Origin of the sequence: Nocardioides thalensis, assembly GCF_013410655.1 — a bacterium.
Classification (GTDB): Bacteria; Actinomycetota; Actinomycetes; order Propionibacteriales; family Nocardioidaceae; genus Nocardioides; species Nocardioides thalensis.
The window spans coordinates 857,338-879,901 of record NZ_JACCFP010000001.1 but is presented as its reverse complement, the minus strand read 5'-3'; the positions used below and the strand labels follow the sequence as shown (position 1 = coordinate 879,901).

The following is a 22,564-nucleotide window of genomic DNA, read 5'->3' as shown; positions in this document are numbered from 1 at the left end:
TCCTACGACCCTCACAGCCGCTGCCAGTCCGGCTTCCCCGCGTAGACCTCGCGGTAGTGCTCACGGCCGGCCAGCCCGGCCGCGGCGGCGTCGTCGGCGAGCACCGTGACGTGCGGGTGCAGCTGGAGCACCGAGGCCGGGCACTGCGCGGTGAGCGGCCCTTCGACGGCGGCGGCGAGCGCGGCCGCCTTGCCGGCGCCGGTGGCGAGCAGCAGCAGGTGGCGGGCCCGCAGGATGGTGCCGAGTCCCTGGGTCAGCACGTGGCGCGGCACCTCGTCGACCGAGCCGAAGAAGCGGGCGTTGTCGCGCCGGGTCTCCTCGGTCAGCGTCTTGATCCGGGTGAGCGACCCCAGCGAGGAGCCGGGCTCGTTGAACGCGAGATGGCCGTCGGAGCCGATGCCCAGGACCTGGAGGTCGACGCCGCCCGCCGCGGCGAGCTCCTCCTCGTAGCGGGCGCCCGCCGTGGGGAGCCCGTCCGGTGACGGGTCCGGTCCGTGCACCCGCTCGGGGGCGATCCCGAGCGGGTCGGTGAGCTCGCGGGCGATCGTCGCGCGATAGCTCTCGGGATGGCCTGGCGGCAGCCCGACGTACTCGTCGAGGGTGAAGCAGCGGACCTCGTCGTACGACGGGCCGGTGCCGCTGCGGTGCCGCCGGACCAGCTCCTCGTACGTCGGCAGCGGCGTCGATCCCGTGGCCAGACCGAGCACCGCGCCGGGGCGCTGGCGGACGAGCGCCTCGATGGTGTCGGCGGCCAGGGCGGCGACGTCGTCGGCGGTGGCGAGCGGGACGACCTCCATCAGCGTGCCTCGTGCACGAGCTCGCCGCCGATGACCGTGGCGACGACCTCGAGGTCGGGCGTGACGATGGTGAGGTCGCCGCGGGCGTCCTCCCTCAGGCGTCCCCGCGAGGCGTCGCCGAGCAGGTCGGCCGGCGTCGCGGTGCAGGTGCCCACCGCCTCGGCGAGGCTGCAGCCGGTGGCGTTCCGCAGCTCACCGAGGCACTGGGAGAGCGAGGCGGCGGAGCCCGCGAGGGTGCCGTCGGCGAGCCGGACGGTGCCGTCGCTGACGACCACGTGCTGGTCGCCCAGCCTGCTCTCGCCGTCGGGCAGCCCGAGGGCAGCCGTGCAGTCGGTCACCGAGAGGAAGCGATCGGGCCCGAGGGCGGACCAGTACGCGGCGAGCGTGGCCGGGTGCAGGTGGTGGCCGTCGGCGATGACGCCCGCGACGAGCCGACGGTCGCCCAGCGCGACGCCGACCGGCCCGGGCTCGCGGCCGCCGAGCGGCGGCATCGCGTTGCCGAGGTGGGTCAGCGCGCGGGCACCGCGATCGACGGCTGCCGCCACGGTCGCGGCGTCGGCCTCGGTGTGGCCGACCGAGACGACGACCCCCTGGCGGACGAGCTGCTCGACGACGTCGAGCGCCCCGGGCAGCTCCGGGGCGAGGGTCGCCATCGCGACGCCCGCCTCGCGCGACCAGCGCGCGACGAGGTCCGGGGACGGCGGCCGGAGCCACTGCTCCGGATGGGCGCCCTTCCGCGCGGCGGCGATCATCGGTCCCTCGAGGTGGAGACCCAGCGGCTGGGCGCCGGTCCACCCCGGCGGCGGGCCCGAGCGGAACGACGCCAGGGCCCACGCGCGGTTGGCGGGGTCGGAGGTGATGACGGTCGGCAGGAACGCGGTCACGCCGTACCGAGGAAGAAGGGCGGCGGCCTCCCAGAGGCGCTCGGGCTCCAGCGTCACGTCGATGCCGGCGACGCCGTTGACCTGGAGGTCGATGAGCCCGGGCAGGACGACCAGCCCGCTGGCGTCGTACGTCGGTCCAGAGCCGGACGACGCGATCCGGCCGTCGGCGATGACGACGTCGCGAGCGACGCCGTCGGCGGTCGTGGCGCCGCGCACCACGAGGTCGCTCATCGCGGCTCCTCGGCGAGCAGGGCGGCGCCGAGCGCCGCGACCGGGACGTCGAGCGGGACCAGCTCGAGCCGGCCGGGCAGGTCGAGCGACCGGAGGAACGGGGAGTCCGCCGCCTGCTCCGCCAGCGCGTGGGCCACGGCCACGCGGAGCCGGTCGCCGACCTGGGCGACGCCGCCGCCGAGGACCACGGTCTCGGGGTCGACCGTGAGCGCGACGACCCGCACCGCGTCGGCGACCCGGGCCGCGAACTCGTCACGTACGGCGACCGCGCGGAGATCGCCGTCGGCCGCGGCGTCGAAGACCGCCTGCGCGGGCGGCGTGCCGGTCACCGGCCAGGCCTCGGCGATCGCCGAGCCCGACGCCGCCGTCTCGAGGCAGCCGACCTGGCCGCACTGGCACTTGCGGCCGGCGGGGTCGACCGGGATGTGCCCGATCTCGCCGGCGGCCCCGCGGACGCCGCGCCGCAGCCGGCCGTCGAGGATCGAGGCCGCGGCCAAGCCGGTGCCGAGGCTGAGGTAGACGAGGTCGTCGTGTCCGGTGATCTTCGCGACGCCGAGTGCCGCGGCGTTGACGTCGTTGTCGACCGCGACCTTCGCGCCGACGCGCGCGGCGAGCAGGTCGCCGATCGGGAACCACTCGGCGTCGACGCCCAGGTTCACCGCGTGCTTGAGCGCACCGCGGCCGGCGTCGACCAGTCCGGGGATGCCGACCCCGACCGTGCCGTCGAGGGCCTCGCCTGTCCGGCGGCGGAGCTCGGCGACGACCGAGGCCGCGGCGGCCACGACCTCCTCGCCCCCCACCGGCGTGGTCGCGAGCACCTCGGCGAGCACGTCGCCGTCGGGCGTCGCCGCGACGCCGAGCATCTTCGTGGCCCCGATGTCGAGCCCCACCATGGTCACCGGGTCCACCCCGCCTCTCCGAGAAGTCGTACGACGGCAGCCGCCGCCGGTCGCGAGAAGCCCCGCGTGCAGATGCGAGCGACGCCGCTCTCCCGCCAGCCGGTCCGCGGTCCGGGCCAGCCCCACTCGACCACGACCGACGGCGCCCGCAGGCCCGCGAGGGTGTCGGTCACGTCGGGGTAGCGGTGCGCGTCGCGCACCTGGACGACGAGCGGCCCCTCCGGCAGCGGCTCGCCGGGCGCGAGCAGCAGGTCGGGCTCCAACCCCCACGGTCCCTCGCCCACGGCGATGTTCGCCGGCGTACCAATGCTGACCACCCGCGCCCCGCGCAGGTCGCCGAGCTCGCCCTCGACGAGGAACGCCTGGCGGGCCGCATCCGTAAAGATCGACGCGTCCGGTGGTTGAGGTGCGAGGCGCTCCAGCGCCGAGCCCCGAAACCTCCGGACGGCCCCGACCCGCGCAGCGGCCTCCACCAGCCGGGCCTCGGGCAGGCGCCCCTCGCGTACGGCGGCGACCACAGCGGCCTGGACCTCCCGCACGAGGGATGCGTCCTTGTCAGGGCCGATGCACAGCAGGTCGCAGCCGGCGGCAAGGGCGAGCACGGCGGCCTCGGGGATGCCGCGCTCGGCGGACGCGCCGGCCATGTCGAGGGCGTCGCTCACGATCGCGCCGGAGAACCCGAGGTCGTCGCGCAGCACCGACAGCACCGGTCGGCTGAACGTCGCGGGCAGTGTCGGGTCGATCGCCGGGACCACGATGTGCGACGTCATGACGGCGGCGGCGCCCGCCTCCACCGCGGCGAGGAACGGCAGCAGCTCGCGCCCGTCGAGCACCGAGCGCTCGGCCTCGACGACCGGCAGAGCCAGGTGGCTGTCCTGCGCGGTGTCGCCATGACCCGGGAAGTGCTTCACGCAGGCCGCGACGCCCTGCGCCTGCAGGCCGGTCAGCCAGGCCGCGACGTGCCGCCCGACCACGCCGGCCGAGGATCCGAAGCTGCGCGTCCCGATCACCGGGTTGGCGGCGTTGCTGTTGACGTCGGCGACCGGGCCGAGGTCGAGGTCAATCCCGACCGCTGCGAGCTCCGCACCGACGACACCACCGGCCGCCTCGGTCAGGGACAGGTCGTCGACAGCCCCGAGAGCCGCCGCCCCCAGCACCGGGCTGCCGTCAGCCACGTGCAGCCGGGTGACGTCGCCGCCCTCCTCGTCGATGCCGACCAGCGCGTCGGCGCGGGCGCCCCGCACCGCCGCCACCAGTCCTGCGACGTCCTCGACCCGGCCGGTCAGGTTCGACCCGAACAGGCAGACCCCGCCGAGCCCCTCTCCCAGCAGGTCCGCCCAGCCCCCGGGCAGGGAGGGGCCGCGGAACGACGGGAGCAGCACCCTCAGCGCGAGCTCCTCCAGGCGAGTCGTCATCCCTTCACCGCCCCGGCGGTCAGCCCGGAGACCATCCGCCGCTGCACGATGAGGAAGAACACGATCACCGGGATCGTGATCAGCGTCGACGACGCCATGATCGCGCCCCAGTCGACGCCGCGGCTGCGCGACTCGGAGAAGCCGACGAGCCACACCGGCAGCGTCTCCTTCGCCGGGTCGGTCATCACCACGAGCGCGAGCGTGAACTCGTTCCACGCCTGGATGAACCCGAAGACGCCGGTCGCGACGAGCCCCGGCGCCAGGAGCGGCAGGGTGACGCGGAAGAACGCCTGCAGCCGCGAGCAGCCGTCCATCATCGCCGCCTCCTCGAGCTCGCGCGGCACGCCGTCGACGAAGCCGCGCAGCGTCCAGACCGTGAACGGCAGGACCGCGGCGACGTACACCAGCGTCAGCCCGAGCACGGAGTTGAGAAGGCTCATCCCCTCGAGCATCTTGTACTGGCTGATGAACAGCCCCTCGGCGGGGATCATCTGGATCAGCAGCAGGGTGAGGATGAACGACTTCCGCCCGCGGAAGCGGAACCGACTCACCGCCACCGCCGCCAGAAACGCGAACAGCAGCGCGACCAGGACCGTCAGCAGCGTCACCGAGAGGCTCGTCATCAGAGCGTCGCCGAACGTGCCGCCGCCGAAGACCCGCCCGTAGTTGTCATTGGTGCCGCCGAAGGGGAACCAGGTCGGCTCCGGGTTGCGGATCTTGTTGCGCGGCAGGAACGACCGGCTGACCATCCAGTACACCGGGAACAGGCAGCCGAGCAGCACCAGGATCCCCACCACGTCGGCGAAGAGCCGCACCGGCCTTGACGTACGGCGTGCCATCAGCGGGTCACTGCTCCTCTTCCTGCTTCAGCATCATCCGGACGTACGGCGCCGTCAGCACCACCGTGAGCGCGAGCATGAACATCGCGGCCGCGGCGGCCGTGCCGAAGTCGCCGCCCTTGATGCCGAGCGTGTAGATGTAGGTGCCGAGCAGGTTGGTGTCGCGCGAGACACCGCCGGCCCGCTGCAGCGTGTAGATCTGGGTGAAGACGCGCAGGTCCCAGATCACCTGGAGCAGCAGCACGACGAGCAGCACCGGGCGGATCGACGGCAGCACCACGTGGCGGAACCGCTGCCAGGCGCCGGCGCCGTCGATCTCCGCCGCCTCGAGCACGTCGTCGGGCACCTGGGTGAGCGCGGCGTACAGCGTGAACGCGACGAACGGCACGCTCATCCAGACCACGACGAGCGTCGCGACGGCGTAGAACGAGAGCGGCTCGATCAGCCAGGAGTGGCCCTGGAAGTCGCCGCCCAACCGGGTGAGCAGCCAGTTCACGACGCCGTACTCGGTGTCGAACGCGAACTGCCACACGATCATGACGGCGACCACCGGCATCGCCCAGGCGAGGAGCAGCCCGCACTGGGTGGCGATCCGCACCCACGAGGTCATCCGCTTCATCAGGACCGCGAGCCCCAGCCCGAGCAGGAACGTCAGCCCGGCGTTGACGAAGCAGAACAGGACGGTCCGGAGGACGACCTTCCAGAGGTAGGGGTCGCCCACCATCTCGGAGTAGTTCTTCAGGCCGACCCACTCGGGCGGCTGCCCGAACTGCTGGGCGAGCCCGAACTCCTGCATCGACAGGAAGACCTGCCGGACCAGCGGATAGCCGAGGGCCAGGACGAGGAGGCCGGTGGCCGGCAGGACCAGCCCGAGCGGCAGCGCCGTACCGCGCCTCCCCGTCCTCGCCATCAGTTGAGCTCTTCAGTGATCTGCTCGTCGGCCTCGGCGGCGAGCTCGGCGACGTCCCCGCCCTGGGCGATCTGGCTGAAGAGGTCCTCGAGCACGCGGGTGCCCTCGACGCTTGCCCAGTTGGCGGCGGCCGGCGTGAGCTTGGCGTTGGAGGCGGCCTCGATCGTGGCCTGGGCGAACTCGTCGTCACCGAGCAGCGTCGCGAGCGACTGCTTGGCCGGCGTGAGCCCGTTCTCCGCGAGGATGCCCTGGTAGTCGTCGCTCAGCATCAGGCCGACGACCTCGCGGGCCAGGTCCTGGTTGGGCGACTGGGCGGCCACCGCGATGTCCGAGCCGCCGAGCAGCACCGGGGCCGGCTCGCCGTCGGAGCCGGGCAGAGCGAACACGCCGATGTTCTTCTCCATCTTGGGGCATCCCGCCTCGGGGTCCATCAGCATGCCGTAGACCCAACCGGGGCGGGACATCATGCCGATCTGGTCGGCGCAGAACGGCGTGACCGGGTCGGCCTCGTTGGCGTCGGCCGGGGCGCCGGACGCCTGCTCGAAGAGCGTCTGCACCGTCGTCAGGCCCTCGATGGACTCAGGCGCGGAGAGGTTGCCCTTCCAGCCGTCGCCGTCCTCGACGGCGAAGTCGCCGCCGGCATCCCACAGGAACGCGGCGCCGTCGCGCCAGTCCTGGCCGGGCAGCCAATAGCCCGAGAAGTCCGGCGCCGGGTTGTCCTCCTTGAGCGTGATGGCCGCGTCGATGAACTCGTCCATCGTCGTCGGCACCTCGAGGCCGGAGGCCTCGAAGAGGTCCTTGCGGTAGAAGACGTACGTCGAGCCCGCGTAGTAGGGCACCGCGTAGGTCTTGCCGTCGACGGTCGCCGCCTCCACGAAGCCCGGCAGGAGGTCGTCGCCGCCGTACTCCTCGAGGTCGTCGGTCAGGTCGCTGAACGCGCCGGCGGTCGTGAACGTCGGCGCCTGGGTGTTGCCGACCTCGACGACGTCGGGGGTCTGCTCGGACGAGGACAGCGCGGTGGTGAGGCGCTCGACGAGGCCCTCCCACTCCTGCTCCTCGATGGTGAGGGTGGAGCCGGGGTGCTCCTCCTCGAACGTCTCTTTCAGCCAGTCCCGCGCAGCCTGCGGGGTGTCGGCACCGTTGAGCCAGACGACCAGGTCCGCCTCCTTGGGGCCGCCGCCGGACGAGTCGCCGTCGTCGTCGGACCCACAGGCGGCGGTCATGCCCAGGAGGGCGGTGACGGCAGCCGCGGCCAGTGTCTTCTTCATGCGCACCGTTGGTTCCTCATTCCTTGACCGGTCGCGGGCCCGCGCACGGGACCGCGTTGGGGGTGTGCCGGGTGGTCACGAGACCCCCAGCTCGCCGGCGAGGACCAGACCGGTCGCACCGACGAGGACTCCGTCGTCGCCGAGCCCCGAGGCCCGCACGACGAAGTGCTCCGCTGAGACCGGCATGACCCGGTCGCGGACGGCGAGGACGGCGCCCTGCGCGAGCGGCTCGACCAGGTCGAGCGGTCCGCTGAGCACCACCTCACCGAGATTGAGGGTGGCGACGACGGGCGCGAGCGTCGCGCCGAGCCGCTCACCGGCGTCGGCCAGTACGGCGGCCGCGTCGCCCGCGGCGATCCGCTGCCGCAGCCGCGGCACCGACAGGTAGGTCTCCAGGCAGCCGCGCCGCCCGCACGCGCACTGCTCGCCGCCGGCGTCGACCTGCACGTGGCCGATCTCGCCGGCCGCGCCGCCGTGGCCGTGCAGCACCCGCCCGCCCAGGACGACACCGGCGCCGACACCTGTGCTCAGCCGGAGCAGCATCAGGCCGCCCTCGTCGCCGCCGCCGAACGTGTACTCCCCCATGACCGCGGTGTTGGCGTCGTTGGCGACGTAGACGGGCTGGTCGACGACGGCGCCGAGCACCTCGGCGAGCTTCACGTCCTGCCAGCCGAGGTTGGGCGCGTCGAGCACCACGCCGTCGGCGCTGACGACACCCGGCGTCGCCACGCCCACCCCGAGCAGCGGGCGGGTCGAGCGCCGGGCCAGGTCGTCGGCGAACGTGCGGACCAGCGCGACCGCGTCGTCGCCGCGCCGCCCCTCGAGCGGCCGGGCGTCGCGCGTGACGACCTCACCGGTGAGCGTGAGCACCGCGCCCACGACCTGGTCGTCGACCGAGAGGTCGATGGCGAGGACGTGCTTGGCGTCGGGCACCAGGCCGACCAGACGCGGCGGCTTGCCGACCCGGCTCTCGACCGGGGCGCCGAGCTCGGCGACCATCCCCTCCTCGAGCAGCTCCGCGACCAGCTCGGAGACCGTGACCCGGGTCAGGCCACTGCTGCGGGCCAGGTCGGCGCGGCTGGCCGGGCCCTCGGCGAAGAGGTGCTGGAGCAGCATCGAGCGGTGGTGCCGGCGGGAGTCGGCGCGGTGCAGCTTGGTCCGGTCGCGCAGCGGGCGGTCGGTGGGGGTGCGCCAGGTCACATTTGTTAGTTCAGCATACTTACAAACCGCCTGTCCAGCATTTCCGGCGTGCCGTTCCGATCGGGCTGCGGGACAGACCTAGCGTGGGAGGCGATGAACACCCACACCGGCAGGGCGCCGACGATCTGGGAGGAGGGCCGTGAGCCTGGCCATGCGGTGGCCTCGCTCACGGTGGCGGTGCTGCTCACCGCCACCGTCGTCGACGTGCTGCTGTCGCGCTCCCTGGGCCTGGTGTTCGACCTGACCTTCGTCACCGCGTGCGTGTTCGCCGCCCTCGCCGTACGACCCACCGACTTCTTCGCGGTCGGCGTGCTCCCGCCGCTGGCGATGCTGGGCGCGGTCGTGCTGCTCGCGATCACCGAGCCCGAGACCGTCGCCCACCCCGCCGACGGGGCGGTGCAGGCGACGATCTCCGGCCTCTCGGCCCACAGCGTGGCGTTGGTGGCGGGCTACCTGCTCTGCCTCGGCGTGCTCGCCGTACGCCGCCAGGTCGGCGGACGCTAAGGGTCAGAACCGGTCGGGATCTCCTGCACCGCGCCGGATGACCTCCGGGGCGCCCTCGGACCAGTCGACCACGGTCGTCGGCTCGGCGGGGGTCTCCCCCGCCTCGACCACGATGTCGACGACGTGGTCGAGCTCCTCCTTGATCTCCCAGCCCATCGTGCGCGGCTCGGTCTCGCCCGGCAGGATCAGCGAGCTCGACAGCAGCGGCTCGCCCAGCAGGTCGAGGAGGTCGCGGACGAGGGGGTGGTCGGGGATGCGGACGCCGACCGTGCGCTTCTTGGGGTGCATGAGGCGCCGCGGCACCTCGGGCATCGCCGGCAGGATGAACGTGTAGGGCCCCGGGGTGACCGACCGGATCGTCCGGAACGCCGCGTTGTCGACGTGGACCAGCTGGCCCAGCTGGCTGAAGTCGCGGCACACCAGCGTGAAGTGGTGGCGGTCGTCGAGCCCGCGGATCTTGAGGATCCGGTCGCGGCCGTCACGGTTGCCCACCCGGCAGCCGAGCGCGTAGCCGGAGTCGGTCGGGTAGGCGATCAGGGCGTCGTCGTGGAGCGCGTCGACGACCTGCTGCAGCAGCCGCGGCTGCGGGTTGTCGGGGTGGACGTCGAGGTAGCGCGCCATCGGACGTGGTCTGGGCGGGTCAGGCCCGGCCGGCGGCCCTCAGGTCGCGGTAGAGCTCCTTGGGCAGCGAGAAGCTGAGGGTCTCCTCGGCGGTCTGCACGGCGCGGGCGTCGGGGTAGCCTCGCTCCGCGAGGTAGCCGAGCACGCCCTGCACCAGGTCGTCGGGCACCGAGGCGCCCGAGGTCACGCTGACCGTCTCGACGCCGTCGAGCCAGGCCTCGTCGATCTCGGAGGCGTCGTCGACGCGGTACGACGACTTCGCCCCCGCCTCGAGCGCGACCTCGACGAGCCGCACCGAGTTGGAGGAGTTGGCCGACCCGACGACGATCACCAGGTCGGCGTCGTGGCCGATCTCCTTGACCGCGACCTGGCGGTTCTGGGTGGCGTAGCAGATGTCGTCGCTGGGCGGGTCCTCGAGCTGCGGGAACTTCGCGCGCAGCCGGCGCACGGTCTCCATCGTCTCGTCGACGCTCAGCGTGGTCTGCGAGAGCCAGGCGAGCTTGGCGTCGGCGGGGAACTCGAGGCGGTCGACGTCGTCGGGGTGCTCGACGAGCACGGTCTGCTCGGGGGCCTCCCCCGCCGTACCCTCGACCTCCTCGTGACCGGCGTGACCGATCAGCAGGATCGTGTAGCCCTCGCGCGCGAAGCGCACGGCCTCGCGGTGCACCTTGGTCACCAGGGGGCAGGTCGCGTCGATGGTCTTGAGCGAGCGCTCCTCGGCCTGGGCGTGGACCGCCGGCGAGACGCCGTGGGCGGAGAACACGACCGTGGCGCCCTCGGGCACCTCGTCGAGCTCCTCGACGAAGATCGCGCCGCGCGCCTCGAGCGTGGAGACCACGTGCTTGTTGTGCACGATCTGCTTGCGCACGTAGACCGGCGCGCCGTAGAGGTCGAGCGCCTGCTCAACCGTCACCACGGCGCGGTCGACGCCGGCGCAGTAGCCCCGCGGGTCCGCCAGCAGGACACGGCGCTCCGCCTCCTCGGCGGAGACGAAGTGCGGCGTACCGAGGTCGATGCTCATGCCCACCAGTCTACGGGCGGTGCTCCCCCGCCCCTGAATCGCCGAGTCGGATCATCTTCACGCCCAGGAGGCGCCCACCCGGCGCGAAGTCACGCGAAAAACAGGCCGAGTCGGCCCGTGATCACGGGCCGACTCGGCACAGAACTACACAGGCGGGATCAGGCCTTGTCGGAGTCCTCGGCGGTCTCCTCGGCGCTCTCCTCGGTGGCCTCGGCGGTCTCCTCGGCGGGAGCCTCCTCGGCAGCCTCGGCCTCGTCGGTGGCGTCCGCGGTGGACTCCGCCTCGGCGGTCTCGACGTCGGTCGCCTCGGTGGAGACGACCTCGGTCTCGCCGGCCTCGTTGGTGGCCTCGACCTCGGCCGGGGCGTCCTCGGCGTCCTTGGTCACCTCGACCGGGGCGGGAGCCTCGGTCTTGGTCTCCTTGGCCGTGGCCGGCTTCGGGTTGTAGGCCTCGGTCACGATCTCGATGACGGCCATCGGCGCGTTGTCGCCGTGGCGCGGACCGATCTTGGTGATCCGGGTGTAGCCGCCGGGACGCTCCGCGAAGGTCGGGGCGATCTCGGTGAAGAGGTGGTGCACGACGCCCTTGTCGGTGATGGCCTTGAGGACCTCACGACGGTTGTGCAGCGGGTTCTCACCCAGGTGCGCCTTCTTCGCCTTGGTGATCAGCTTCTCGGCGTAGGGACGCAGCGTGCGCGCCTTGGCCTCGGTCGTGGTGATCCGACCGTGCTCGAAGAGCTGGGTGGCCATGTTGCGCAGGATGAGCCGCTGGTGGGCCGGGCTGCCGCCGAGGCGGGGGCCCTTCTTGGGCTTGGGCATTTCTCTCTCTCAATCTCTCCGGCCGTGTCAGGCACCGGAGTAGTCCGGCCGTATCAGGTACCGGGTTCGGTTAGGTGATGGTGCTGCGTTGCGTGGTGCTGCTGTGTCTTGCCGCCGAGCAGCCTGGCACCGAGACTGCCTCGACTGCGGGCTGGGCGGGTCGCCGGCGGCGAAGCCGCCCGGTGATCGTCCGCGGGGCGGAGCTTGCGGAGCCCCGCGCGGCGGTCACCGGAGCGACCCGACCGGCCACATCGGACTCAGTACTGCTCGTCCTCGACGAAGGCGGTGTCGTCGCCCTCGTCGTCGCCGTACGCGGCCAGGGCGGCGTGCGGGTCGAAGCCGGGCGCGCTGTCCTTGAGGGACAGGCCCATCTCGACCAGCTTGGCCTTGACCTCGTCGATCGACTTCGCACCGAAGTTGCGGATGTCGAGCAGGTCCTGCTCCGAGCGGCTGATGAGCTCACCCACGGTGTGGATGCCCTCGCGCTTGAGGCAGTTGTAGGAGCGGACGGTCAGCTGGAGGTCCTCGACCGGCAGGGCCAGGTCGGCGGCGAGCTGCTCGTCGACGGGCGACGGGCCGATGTCGATGCCCTCGGCCTCGACGTTGAGCTCGCGGGCCAGGCCGAACAGTTCGACCAGCGTCTTGCCGGCCGACGCGATGGCGTCGCGCGGCAGGATCGACGGCTTGGTCTCGACGTCGATGATCAGCTTGTCGAAGTCGGTGCGCTGCTCGACACGGGTGGCCTCGACCTTGTAGGTCACCTTGAGGACCGGGCTGTAGATCGAGTCGACCGGGATCCGGCCGATCTCGTTGTCCGCGCCCTTGTTCTGGACGGCGGAGACGTAGCCGCGGCCACGCTCGACGACGAGCTCCATCTCGAGCTTGGCGTTGTCGGCCAGGGTGGCGATCTTCAGGTCGGGGTTGTGGACCTCGACACCGGCCGGGGGCGCGATGTCGGCGGCCGTGACGTCACCGGCACCCGACTTGCGCAGGTACATGGTGACGGGCTCGTCGTGCTCGGAGGAGACGACGAGGCCCTTCAGGTTGAGGATGATCTCCGGGACGTCCTCCTTGACACCCTCCACGGTCGAGAACTCGTGGAGGACGCTGTCGATCTTGATGCTCGTGACCGAGGCACCGGGGATCGAGGAGAGGAGGGTACGACGCAGGGAGTTGCCGAGCGTGTAGCCGAAGCCGGGCTCCAGCGGCTCGATGACGAACCGCGACCGGAACTGGTCGACGACGTCCTCCGACAGGGCGGGGCGCTGTGCAATGAGCACTGTGTTCTTTTCCTTTCCGGACCGACCGCTATATGAGGGTCCAGACGTGGTGCTGGTGTTGGAGAAGAGATGTTGCGACGGGACGCCGGGGCCGGCCGTGGAGCGCCACCCCCGGCGTCACCACGTCACTTCTTGGAGTAGTACTCCACGATGAGCTGCTCCTGGACCGGGATGTCGATCTGCTCCCGGACCGGCAGCTGGTGCACCAGGACGCGCATCCGCGACGGCAGGGCCTCGAGCCACGCCGGCACGACCCGCTCGCCGTGGGTCTCCCGGGCGACGATGAACGGCGTCATCTCGAGCGACTTCTCGCGCACGTCGATGATGTCGTACTGCGACACCTGGAAGGACGGGATGTCGACCTTCTGGCCGTTCACCAGGAAGTGGCCGTGGACCACGAGCTGGCGCGCGTGGCGACGGGTCCGGGCGAAACCGGCGCGGTAGACGACGTTGTCGAGGCGGCACTCCAGCAGCTGGAGGAGGTTGTCGCCGGTCTTGCCCTGGCGACGAGCGGCCTCCTCGTAGTAGCGGTGGAACTGCTTCTCCATGACGCCGTAGGTGAAGCGGGCCTTCTGCTTCTCCTGCAGCTGGTTGCGGTACTCGCTCTCCTTGATCCGCGCGCGGCCGTGCTGGCCCGGCGGGTAGGGGCGCTTCTCGAAGGCGGCGTCGCCCCCGATGAGGTCGACACCGAGACGGCGCGACTTCTTGGTGATGGGACCGGTGTAACGGGCCATTTCCTTAGCCTCTCTTTCTCAGTGTCGGGGTCAGACGCGCCGGCGCTTGGGCGGGCGGCAACCGTTGTGCGGGGTGGGGGTGACGTCCTGGATGGTGCCGACCTCGAGGCCGATCGCACCCAGGGACCGGATCGCCGTCTCGCGGCCCGAGCCCGGGCCCTTGACGAAGACGTCGATCTTCTTCATGCCGTGGTCCATCGCCCGGCGACCGGCGGCCTCAGCGGCCATCTGCGCGGCGTACGGGGTGGACTTGCGCGAGCCCTTGAAGCCGACGGTGCCGGCAGAGGCCCACGAGATCACCGCACCAGTGGGGTCGGTGATCGTGACGATCGTGTTGTTGAACGTGCTCTTGATGTGGGCCTCGCCCTGAGCGACGTTCTTCTTCTCCTTGCGGCGCACCTTCTTCGCGGCGCCGGCGCGAGCCTTGGGGGGCATCTAGATCACTTCGCCTTCTTCTTGCCGGCAACGGTGCGCTTCGGGCCCTTGCGGGTGCGCGCGTTGGTCTTGGTGCGCTGACCGCGGACCGGAAGGCCCATGCGGTGGCGACGTCCCTGGTAGCTGCCGATCTCGATCTTGCGACGGATGTCGGCCTGCACCTCGCGGCGCAGGTCACCCTCGATCTTGATCCCGGCGGACTCGATCGCGTCGCGGAGCTTGACCAGCTCCTCGTCGCCGAGCTCGTGGACGCGGAGGTTCGGGTTGACCCCGGTGACAGCGAGCAGCTGCTGGCTGCTGGTACGGCCGATGCCGTAGATGTAGGTAAGAGCGACCTCGATGCGCTTGTCGCGCGGCAGGTCGACTCCGACGAGGCGTGCCATGTCTGGCGTTTCTCCTTGGATTCACGGTGGTGTGGTCGTGATGCGTCTTTCCGGCGGTTGAGGTGCGAGCTTGCGAGCCTCGAAACCCCGGGAAGCTCCGGCCATCCGTTCCGGAGGTGGTCAGTCCTTCTCAGGACCTAGCGATCACGTGGTGTCGTATTCAGTTGTGCGACGAGAACTTCAGCCCTGGCGCTGCTTGTGGCGCGGGTTCTCGCAGATCACCATGACGCGGCCGTGGCGACGGATCACCTTGCACTTGTCACAGATCGGCTTGACGCTCGGGTTGACCTTCATGAGTCAGCCCTTTCTTGCTCGTGGTTGGCACCAGTGAGCGATGGCTCACTTGTAGCGGTAGACGATCCGTCCGCGGGACAGGTCGTACGGCGAAAGCTCCACCACGACCCGGTCCTCGGGGAGGATCCGGATGTAGTGCTGGCGCATCTTCCCGCTGATGTGAGCGAGGACCTTGTGGCCGTTGCTCAGCTCCACGCGGAACATCGCGTTAGGAAGGGCCTCCACAACGGAGCCCTCCATCTCGATGACGCCTTCTTTCTTCGCCATGCCGTCCTTCGGGTTGGGGTATCTTCCGGTGACCCGGGAACCTCCGCGACCGGTCGCCTGGGCGACACGCACACGGTGGACCTCGTGAAGTCCGTGCACCACGACACAGACCCACGTTGGGCCGACACGCCAGTTTAGTCCGATCGATTCACGATCTCCCAATCGGCGACGCTCAGCGGACGAGCAGCTCCAGGGTTCGCACGCGTCCGGGGGCCGCCGCCGGGTCGGTCCCGACGTACGCGCCGGCGACCGGGTGCACCATCACCTCGTCCACGCCGTACGACGCCGCGAGCCCCTCGATCTCGGCGCGCGCCGCGCCGGGGTCTCCCACGACCCAGCGGCGCCGCATCGCCTCCAGCAGGTCGTCGTGGCCGGGCGGCAGCCCGTCGGCCACCCGCTTCTCGGCCTCCTCCACGTGCGGCTGCGGCGCGAGCGGCTGCCCGGTGCGCAGCGCCAGCATCTGGAGCAGCTGCGGCAGCGCGAGCCGTTCGGCCTCCTCGGCGGTCTCGGCGACCGCGGCGTTGACCGTCAGGAAGGTGCGCGGCTCGGAGAGCTCCGGCGAGGGCTGGAAGCTGCTGCGGTAGAGCTCCAGCGCCTCGGCGGTGCCGGACCCGGAGAAGTGGTGGGCGAAGACGTACGGCATTCCCTTCTCCGCGGCCAGCCGCGCGGAGTAGTCGGAGGAGCCCAGCAGCCAGATCGTGGGCACCGACCGCGCCGACGGCGTCGCCTTCAGCACGTGGGTGCGCCCCCGCAGGTCGAGCCCGACCCCCGTCGGCTCCATCATCGCGAGCACGTTGTCGACGTACTCCGGGAACCGGTTGACCGCCTCGTCCGACACTCCACCGGCACCGTGGCGCAGCGCCCAGCTCGTCACCGGGTCGGTGCCCGGCGCCCGGCCGATCCCGAGGTCGATCCGCCCCGGGTACGCCGCCTCGAGCAGCGCGAACTGCTCGGCGACCACCAACGGCGCGTGGTTCGGCAGCATCACGCCGCCCGACCCCACCCGGATCCGCTCCGTCGCCCCCGCCACCATCGAGATCAGCACCGGCGGGTTCGTCGCCGCCACCGCCGGCATGTTGTGGTGCTCAGCAAGCCAGTACCGCGTGTACCCGAGCCGGTCAGCGGTCCGCGCCAGCTCCAGCGACGCCGCAATCGCGTCACCGCTGCCCTGGTCGGCGCGCACCGGCACCAGGTCGAGCACCGACAGGGCGAGATCAGAGGAAGACATCACCTATCCCCAAGACACTCCCCCGCCCCCACATTCCCGACCCACCCACATTCCCGGAGCCGCCCGACAAGCGAGCGCGACCAGCGAGCGGCGCCGGTACGCCGCCCCCGGCCGGCGTCCGGACGCGACCGGTGCCCTCCGGGCGATTTCGCGACGACGCGCCGGCGCCCCACCCCCAGCGGCGCGCAACCAAGAGAGCGCCGCAGCGCGGCGGAGCGACCAAGCCCGGAGGGCGCCGGTCGTGGCCGGAGGCCACCCTTCGGCGGGGTACCGGCGCCGAACGAGGGCCGCGCTCACTTGTCGGAAGTGGCGCTCCGCCGTACCAGCAACAGGCCCGCGCCCAACGCCAGCAGACACAGGATCCCCAGCACGAACATGTCCATGAAGTAGTGCCCCGCCCCATCGAGCGCGATCCAGTCCTCGGTCTCCCGGTCGTTCTGGCCCCGCACCAGCCCCATCGCCGACGCGCTCGCCGCATACGCCCACCGCGACGGCGACAGCCACGCGATCTGCTCCAGGAGCGGCCGCCCGGCGATCGCAAACAGCGACCCGGAGAGCACCAGCTGCACCATGATCACGCCGACCAGCGTGGGCATCGTCTGCTCGGTGCTCGTCACGAGCGCGGAGAGCGCCAGGCCGACCACGGCCATCGTGAACGACAGCGTCGCGATCGTCAGCGCCACCCGCGTCCCGCCGAGGGACCCGTCAGGTCCCGGCAGGCCCACGGTCGCGATGAACGTGACGACGACGCCTTGGAGGAACGCCGCGGCGCCCAGGACGAAGACCTTGCTGGCGAAGTAGACGGCGGGCGAGAGGCCGACGGCGTACTCCCGCCGGAAGATCGGCCGCTCTCCGACCAGCTCACGGATGGCTATCGCCGTGCCCATCAGGCAGGCGGCGACGATCAGCACGATCAGCCGCTGCGTCGGCTCGCCCTGGTCGAACACCGCGGGCACGATCGTGCCGTCCGGCCGCTGGCACCGGCCGGGGCCGAGCCGCTGGAGGCCCTCCGGGCAGAACCGCGACGCGTCGAGCGAGAGCCCGTTGTCGCCCGGCACCAGCCGGCTCAGCCCGCCGAGGATCAGCGGGAGCAGGAGCAGCATCCCGAGCAGCAGCTTGTCGGCGACGACGACGGCGGCGTTGCGGGCCACCAGGGTGCCGAACTGGCGGCCGAGGGACTGCCGTGGCGGAGCGGGTACGGCGGCCGCGGCCGCTGGGAGCGAGGCGGTGTCGACGGAGCGCGCCGGCGCCGGGATCCGCTGCCAGAGGTCGGGGTCGTCGAGCAGGTCGAACACCTGCGGGTAGGTCGAGCAGCCGAAGTGCTCGAGGACGCCGGCGGGCGGGCCGAAGTAGGCGATCCGGCCGCCGGGGGCGAGCACCATCACGTTGTCGCAGACGTCGAGGGCGAGCACCGAGTGGGTGACGACCATGACGACGCGGCCGTCGTCGGCCAGGGTGCGCAGCTGCTTCATGACCTCGAGGTCGAGCCCCGGGTCGAGCCCGGACGTCGGCTCGTCGAGGAAGAGCAGCGGCGGCGCGGTGAGCAGCTCGGTGGCGATCGAGACGCGCTTCTTCTGGCCGCCCGAGAGCTGGGTGCCGATCCGGTTGTTGAGCCGCTCGGTGAGCTGGAGCTGCTGCGCGACCGTCTGCACCCGGGCGTCGCGCTCCTGGGCGGTGGTGTCGGGAGGCAGCCGGAGCTTGGCGGCGTAGCCGAGCGCCTGCTTGACCTTCAGCTGCGGGTGCTGGATGTCCTGCTGCGGCACCAGCCCGATCTGGAAGCGGAGCTGGTCGTAGTGGGCGTAGAGGTCGTGGCCCTGCCAGATCACCCGGCCGTGGGTCGCGGGACGGAGGCCGGTGAGGGCGCCGAGCATGGTCGACTTGCCGGCGCCGGACGGGCCGATGACCGCGGTCAGGCTGGACGGGCCGAGCTGGAACGACGCGTTCTGGAGCAGCTGCCGGCCGTCGGGCAGCACGGTGCTGAGCCCGTCGGCGTACAGCGTGAACTCGTGCTGGGTCGCCGAGGCGAGGAGCTGGCCGCCGTCCCACCGGAACGTCTGGTTGCCGACGATCACCTCGGCGCCGACCTCCAGCTCGATCGAGCCCTCCAGCCGCTGGCCGTTGACGAACGTGCCGTTGAAGCTGCCGAGGTCGTGGAGCACGGCGGGCCCGTGCGGGCCGGCCGGGTCGAGCCGGGCGTGCCGCCGGCTGACGAGCGGGTCGTCGAGCACGATGTCGTTGCCGTGGTCGCGGCCGATGGTCAGGCTCCGGCCGGCCTGCACCTGGGCCGGGAGGAAGACCGACGTGCCGTGCGCGAGCTGGCCCGGCGGCACGACGGACTGCGGCTGCCACGCGTCCGCGGCCGGCGCGCCGGTGGGCAGCTGCGGCGGCGGCAGCTGGCGCCACCAGTCGTTGTCGGCCGGGGCCTGCGGCGCAGCCGAGACCGGGAGCGCCGCGACGACCACCGGCTCGCCGTCCGGGCGGCCCAGCCGCAGGTCGACCGGCGCCGGGCCCAGCGGTAGGCGCGTGATGCGCCGCCCCTGGACGAACGTGCCGTTGCTGCTGGCGTCGACGACGACCCAGGCGCCGGCCTCGCGCTGCACGATGACGTGGTGGCGGGACGCCCTGGCGTCCCCCACCGTCACGTCGCAGTCGAGCTCGCGGCCGATGACGACGCGGTCACCGTCGAACGTCCGGGACGTGCCCGCCCACTGCACCTGGAGTCGGTCCACAGTTCCTCGCGTCGCTGATAGGTCCCACCCGCCACCCCGCGGGCGCGTGGGTGGGGAGCATTCGGTCGCCCAACCCTAAGCGACGCTGCCGCGCACCTCTTCCTCCCTCCGGACGGATCGCCCGGAGGGAGGAAGCTGGATCAGCTCCGCCAGTCGGAGCCGGGCGTCTCGTCGACGTCGGCCATGACCTCGTCGACCGTGTCCGCCTCCTCGTTGCGCGTCCTCCAGAGGCTCGCGACGGCGGTGAGGATCAGCGTCGTGATGATCACCCCGAGGCTCAGCAACGAGGAGATCTCCGGGACGCTCACGTGGTGGCCGTCGTTGATGAACGACAGCTCGTTCTCGTGCAGGGCGTGCAGCACGAGCTTCACGCCGATGAACGCCAGGATGAACGCGAGCCCGAAGGACAGGTAGACGAGCTTCTTGAGCAGGCCGCCGAGCAGGAAGTAGAGCTGGCGCAGCCCCATCAGCGCGAACACGTTGGCCGTGAACACCAGGTAGGGCTCCTGGGTGATGCCGAAGATCGCCGGGATCGAGTCGAGCGCGAACAGGATGTCGGTGAAGCCGAGCGCGATGATCACGATCAGGATCGGCGAGAACACCCGGACACCGTTCTCGTGGTACCAGAGCTTCAGCCCGTGGTACGCCGTGCCGGTGCGCAGGTGGGTCTGCGCGAACTTCACGATCGCGTTGTCCTCGGGGTGCTCCTCCTCGTGCGTCATGTGGCTGCGGACGAGGTTGACCGCGGTGTAGACGAGGAACGCGCCGAAGATGTAGAAGACCCAGCTGAAGTTCTCGATCAGCGTGTAGCCGAGCGCGATGAAGATGCCGCGGAAGATCAGGGCCAGCACGATGCCGACCATCAGCGCTTCCTGCTGGTACTTCCTCGGGACCTTCAACGCCGCCATCAAGATGATGAAGACGAACAGGTTGTCGATCGACAGGCTGTACTCGGTCAGCCAGCCGGCGTAGAACTCGATGCCGTAGTCCTGGCCGTGGTAGGACCAGGTCCACACGCCGAACGCGACGGCCGCGCCGATGTAGACCGAGAGCGCGATCGCGCACTCCTTGAGCGTCGGCTCGTGCGGGTCACGTGCGATGACGATGACGTCGAAGATGAGCACGCCGACGGTGACGGCGATGGTGATGGCCCATTCCAGGGTCGTTACTTCCACAGAGATTCCTTCGTTCGGGGGGTCGGTCGATCCCCCGAGGTCTCTTCCGTCGCCGCTCGTCTCTCAGCTCGGCGACCTGCGGGCCCGGACCGGCCCCGTGGTGCCTGGCCGGTCGTGCTGACGACCCCGCAGCGTAGGAATACTCCCCTCGCGGTCGCTCCCACCCTAGCGAGATCCGGCCGCCGCCCGTTACTCGGCGGGCCTGACGAGATCGTGACAGGCGTGCTCGGCCGCCAGCGAGACCGCCGCGAGCAGGTTGCGCGTGCGGAGCGCCGCGATCAGTGCGGCGTGCTCGTCGAGGCTCGCCTGGACGCTCTTCGCCAGGCGTACGGCGCCCGCGTCCTCGATGCTGGTGCCGTCGTCCATGGCCCGCCGGAGCGCGGCCGAGAGGCCGTTGTAGAGCTCGGCCAGGACCAGGTTCTCCCCGATGTCGATGACGACGGCGTGGAAGCGGCCCGGTGCGCCGTCGCCCGCCAGCTCTGCCTCGTGCGCCTCCTGCACGCGGTCGAGCGCCTCGTCGGTCGCCCGCAGGACGGCGAGCTCCGCTGCCTGGATCTCGAGCATCCGGCGGATGTGCAGGACGTCGACCCACGAGTGCTCGGCGGCGAAGTCGGCGAGCACGCCGCGCACCGGCCCCAGCGACCGGACGAACGTGCCGCGCCCCGGCGACGGCTCGAGCATGCCGAGGTAGGCCAGGCTCCGCACCGCCTCGCGGATCGTGCTGCGGCCGACGCCGAGCTCCTCGGCGAGCTCGCCCTCGGTCGGGATCTTGCCGTTGACGGGCCACCGGCCGGCCATGATGTCGGCCTTCAGCCGCTGCACGGTCTGCTGTGCCCGCAGGCTGCCCATCGCCATGGACCGAGTGTAGGTACGGACGGCGTCGCCGACGGCGACCTCGATGTCTGAGACACGCCGTCCCCGGCGCGGGATTCTGCTAGGGAGCCGCGGGCGACAGGCGCACCCAGGACCCCGCGGCGTCGGCGGGCGCCTCGGCCCAGTCCCGCAGCCGCGCGTCCGTGAGCGCGTCCAGCCGGGCGGCGTCGTCGATCGAGCCCACGCCCGCCTTGACCAGGGCCTCCTTGCGAGCCCAAAGCACCGCGAACGCGCGGGTCGGGTCGCCCTGGTCGGCCACCCAGGCCTGCTCGGCGGCGGACAGCACCCGGCGCGGTACGCCGGCGCTGACCTCGCGCACCTGCTCCACGTCGATCCCGCAGGGCGCGTCGGACGCCATCGCGGCCACCCACCCCCGCGTGTGGCTCAGGCTCACGTGCACGTCGGGCGCGCCGACGACGTACGGCCGGCCGTGGTCGGTCAGCCGGCACTCGGGGCACTCCTGCGCGAGCTCGACGTCGGCGGCGTCGCCGCCGACCAGCTCGGCGACACAGAGCCGGACCAGGCGGTGGGCGGCCCGGTAGGACCGGCGGTCGCGCTCCGCGCGCAGCCGGTCGTGGCGCGCCTGCTCGGTCGCGGTGAGGCGGAGTGCGGGGCCGGCCAGCGCCTCGTCGACGGCGAGGAACCGGACGACGGTCATGGGAGGCCGGTGACCCGGGCCATGGTGGCGAGCTTGGCGCCGGTCTCGGCGACCTCCGAGGCCGGGTCGGAGCCGGCGACGATGCCGGCGCCCGCGAAGAGCCGCAGCCGCGGCCCGTCGATGGTGGCGGCGCGGATCGTCACCGCGAACTCGCCGTCGCCGTCGCCGTCGACCCAGCCGACGAACCCGGCGAAGTAGTCGCGCAGGTCGCCCTCGAGGGCCGTGATCATCGCGGCCGCCTCGGCCGTCGGCACGCCGCCGACGGCAGGCGTGGGATGCAGGAGCTGGGCGAGGCGCAGCGCGCTGGGCCCCGTCTCCGGGTCGGCGAGCCGGGCCGTGATCGGCGAGGCGAGGTGCCAGACCGTGTCGGTGGAGAGCAGGGTCGGGGCGGCGGCAACGTCGACGTCGACACAGACCTCCTTGAGGGTGCGGACGATCGCGTCGACGACGAACGCGTGCTCGGCGAGGTCCTTCGCCGAGAGGAGCAGGGCCTCGGCCCGCCGCGCGTCCTCGTCGGGGTCGTCGCTGTGCGGCACCGACCCGGCGAGGGGCGTGCAGGCGATCTGGTCACCCTCGCGCCGCACCAGCAGCTCGGGGCTCGCCCCGACCAGGACCTCGGTGGCACCTTCGAGCGGCACCGAGAAGACGTAGCGGCCCGGCCGGGTCACCAGGAGGCGGTCGATGATCTCCGACGGCACGAGCGGCGGGTCGCTGATCACGTCGAGGCAGCGGCCGAGCACGACCTTGCGCAGCGGGCCCTCGGCGATCCGCTCGACGGCCTCGCGCACCATCGCGGCGTACTCGTCGGGCGTCGGGAACTCACGCACCTCGTAGGTGCGCTCCGGCTCCTCGCCCGCCGTCCGCACCAGCGGCCGCTCGGAGCCGGTGACCTGGTGGAGGATCCCCGGCGCGCCGGGCGCGAACGACAGCGCCCCGATCGCCCGCTCCCCCGGCTCCAGCGCGGCCACGACCTCGTCGGCCCACGCGGCCGAGGAGCCGTCCGGCGTGTGCCAGGTGCGCACGACGCGGTCGGCGACGTACGCCTGGTCGCCCGAGGCGAAGAGAAGGGGCCGGTCCGCGCTCACGAGACAGACGGTACGC

At 71.8% G+C, this 22,564-nt stretch carries 24 protein-coding genes; 1 reads left to right on the top strand and 23 read right to left on the bottom strand.

Annotation, left to right across the window (positions count from 1 at the left end; genetic code table 11):
* Positions 1-11 precede the first annotated feature (11 nt).
* The 8 genes from nagB to HNR19_RS04385 form a co-directional block, all read right to left on the bottom strand.
* The gene (gene nagB / locus HNR19_RS04420) at positions 12-797 is read right to left on the bottom strand and encodes a glucosamine-6-phosphate deaminase (RefSeq protein WP_179666803.1); all 786 of its coding nucleotides are present in this window, start codon (positions 795-797) and stop codon (positions 12-14) included.
* Positions 797-1,912 (bottom strand): N-acetylglucosamine-6-phosphate deacetylase, encoded by a 1,116-nt coding sequence (nagA, locus tag HNR19_RS04415; RefSeq protein ID WP_179666802.1) that lies wholly within the window; start codon positions 1,910-1,912, stop codon positions 797-799. Before nagA ends, nagB begins: the two co-directional genes overlap by 1 nt.
* Positions 1,909-2,820, bottom strand: coding sequence for an ROK family protein (locus HNR19_RS04410; protein ID WP_343047045.1), 912 nt, complete (start codon positions 2,818-2,820; stop codon positions 1,909-1,911). Before HNR19_RS04410 ends, nagA begins: the two co-directional genes overlap by 4 nt.
* Positions 2,808-4,226 (bottom strand): glycoside hydrolase family 3 N-terminal domain-containing protein, encoded by a 1,419-nt coding sequence (locus HNR19_RS04405; protein WP_179666801.1) that lies wholly within the window; start codon positions 4,224-4,226, stop codon positions 2,808-2,810. Before HNR19_RS04405 ends, HNR19_RS04410 begins: the two co-directional genes overlap by 13 nt.
* On the bottom strand, positions 4,223-5,065 hold the full coding sequence (locus HNR19_RS04400) for a carbohydrate ABC transporter permease (protein WP_179666800.1): 843 nt from the start codon (positions 5,063-5,065) through the stop codon (positions 4,223-4,225). The genes HNR19_RS04405 and HNR19_RS04400 overlap by 4 nt, the downstream gene beginning before the upstream one ends.
* Before the next feature lie 7 nt (positions 5,066-5,072).
* On the bottom strand, positions 5,073-5,975 hold the full coding sequence (locus HNR19_RS04395) for a carbohydrate ABC transporter permease (protein WP_179666799.1): 903 nt from the start codon (positions 5,973-5,975) through the stop codon (positions 5,073-5,075).
* Entirely contained in the window at positions 5,975-7,243 is a 1,269-nt protein-coding gene (locus HNR19_RS04390; protein ID WP_179666798.1) for an extracellular solute-binding protein, read from the bottom strand. Before HNR19_RS04390 ends, HNR19_RS04395 begins: the two co-directional genes overlap by 1 nt.
* A 75-nt stretch (positions 7,244-7,318) precedes the next feature.
* Positions 7,319-8,443 (bottom strand): ROK family transcriptional regulator, encoded by a 1,125-nt coding sequence (locus HNR19_RS04385; RefSeq protein WP_343047044.1) that lies wholly within the window; start codon positions 8,441-8,443, stop codon positions 7,319-7,321.
* 93 nt (positions 8,444-8,536) lie between these two features.
* Between HNR19_RS04385 and HNR19_RS04380 the strand changes: the two genes are divergently transcribed.
* Complete coding sequence (locus tag HNR19_RS04380; RefSeq protein WP_179666797.1) at positions 8,537-8,947, top strand: DUF6542 domain-containing protein; 411 nt, start codon at positions 8,537-8,539, stop codon at positions 8,945-8,947.
* A 3-nt stretch (positions 8,948-8,950) separates the two neighbouring features.
* On the opposite strand, the gene HNR19_RS04375 is transcribed toward HNR19_RS04380, so the two are convergent.
* The 15 genes from HNR19_RS04375 to HNR19_RS04305 form a co-directional block, all read right to left on the bottom strand.
* Entirely contained in the window at positions 8,951-9,568 is a 618-nt protein-coding gene (locus tag HNR19_RS04375) for an L-threonylcarbamoyladenylate synthase (RefSeq protein ID WP_179666796.1), read from the bottom strand.
* Positions 9,569-9,587: 19 nt separating this feature from the next.
* Positions 9,588-10,589, bottom strand: coding sequence for a 4-hydroxy-3-methylbut-2-enyl diphosphate reductase (locus HNR19_RS04370; protein ID WP_179666795.1), 1,002 nt, complete (start codon positions 10,587-10,589; stop codon positions 9,588-9,590).
* Positions 10,590-10,747: 158 nt separating this feature from the next.
* Positions 10,748-11,407: a 50S ribosomal protein L17 gene (gene rplQ, locus HNR19_RS04365; RefSeq protein WP_179666794.1), complete on the bottom strand. Its 660-nt coding sequence runs from the start codon at positions 11,405-11,407 to the stop codon at positions 10,748-10,750.
* A 257-nt stretch (positions 11,408-11,664) separates the two neighbouring features.
* Positions 11,665-12,687: a DNA-directed RNA polymerase subunit alpha gene (locus HNR19_RS04360; RefSeq protein ID WP_179666793.1), complete on the bottom strand. Its 1,023-nt coding sequence runs from the start codon at positions 12,685-12,687 to the stop codon at positions 11,665-11,667.
* Between the two features lie 125 nt (positions 12,688-12,812).
* Entirely contained in the window at positions 12,813-13,421 is a 609-nt protein-coding gene (rpsD, locus tag HNR19_RS04355) for a 30S ribosomal protein S4 (RefSeq protein ID WP_179666792.1), read from the bottom strand.
* Between the two features lie 30 nt (positions 13,422-13,451).
* Entirely contained in the window at positions 13,452-13,856 is a 405-nt protein-coding gene (gene rpsK, locus HNR19_RS04350; RefSeq protein WP_179666791.1) for a 30S ribosomal protein S11, read from the bottom strand.
* A 5-nt stretch (positions 13,857-13,861) separates the two neighbouring features.
* The gene (gene rpsM, locus HNR19_RS04345) at positions 13,862-14,239 is read right to left on the bottom strand and encodes a 30S ribosomal protein S13 (protein WP_179666790.1); all 378 of its coding nucleotides are present in this window, start codon (positions 14,237-14,239) and stop codon (positions 13,862-13,864) included.
* Between the two features lie 180 nt (positions 14,240-14,419).
* Positions 14,420-14,533 (bottom strand): 50S ribosomal protein L36, encoded by a 114-nt coding sequence (rpmJ, locus tag HNR19_RS04340; protein WP_004008316.1) that lies wholly within the window; start codon positions 14,531-14,533, stop codon positions 14,420-14,422.
* 45 nt (positions 14,534-14,578) lie between these two features.
* On the bottom strand, positions 14,579-14,800 hold the full coding sequence (gene infA, locus HNR19_RS04335) for a translation initiation factor IF-1 (RefSeq protein ID WP_028656368.1): 222 nt from the start codon (positions 14,798-14,800) through the stop codon (positions 14,579-14,581).
* 172 nt (positions 14,801-14,972) lie between these two features.
* Entirely contained in the window at positions 14,973-16,028 is a 1,056-nt protein-coding gene (locus HNR19_RS04330) for an LLM class flavin-dependent oxidoreductase (protein ID WP_179666789.1), read from the bottom strand.
* 293 nt (positions 16,029-16,321) lie between these two features.
* The gene (locus HNR19_RS23420; RefSeq protein WP_179666788.1) at positions 16,322-18,757 is read right to left on the bottom strand and encodes an FHA domain-containing protein; all 2,436 of its coding nucleotides are present in this window, start codon (positions 18,755-18,757) and stop codon (positions 16,322-16,324) included.
* Between the two features lie 140 nt (positions 18,758-18,897).
* Entirely contained in the window at positions 18,898-19,932 is a 1,035-nt protein-coding gene (locus HNR19_RS04320; RefSeq protein ID WP_179666787.1) for a TerC/Alx family metal homeostasis membrane protein, read from the bottom strand.
* Positions 19,933-20,121: 189 nt separating this feature from the next.
* Positions 20,122-20,787 (bottom strand): FadR/GntR family transcriptional regulator, encoded by a 666-nt coding sequence (locus HNR19_RS04315; RefSeq protein ID WP_179666786.1) that lies wholly within the window; start codon positions 20,785-20,787, stop codon positions 20,122-20,124.
* Between the two features lie 79 nt (positions 20,788-20,866).
* Entirely contained in the window at positions 20,867-21,463 is a 597-nt protein-coding gene (locus HNR19_RS04310; RefSeq protein WP_179666785.1) for a 4'-phosphopantetheinyl transferase family protein, read from the bottom strand.
* Positions 21,460-22,548 (bottom strand): isochorismate synthase, encoded by a 1,089-nt coding sequence (locus HNR19_RS04305; protein WP_179666784.1) that lies wholly within the window; start codon positions 22,546-22,548, stop codon positions 21,460-21,462. The genes HNR19_RS04310 and HNR19_RS04305 overlap by 4 nt, the downstream gene beginning before the upstream one ends.
* Between the last annotated feature and the right edge of the window lie 16 nt (positions 22,549-22,564).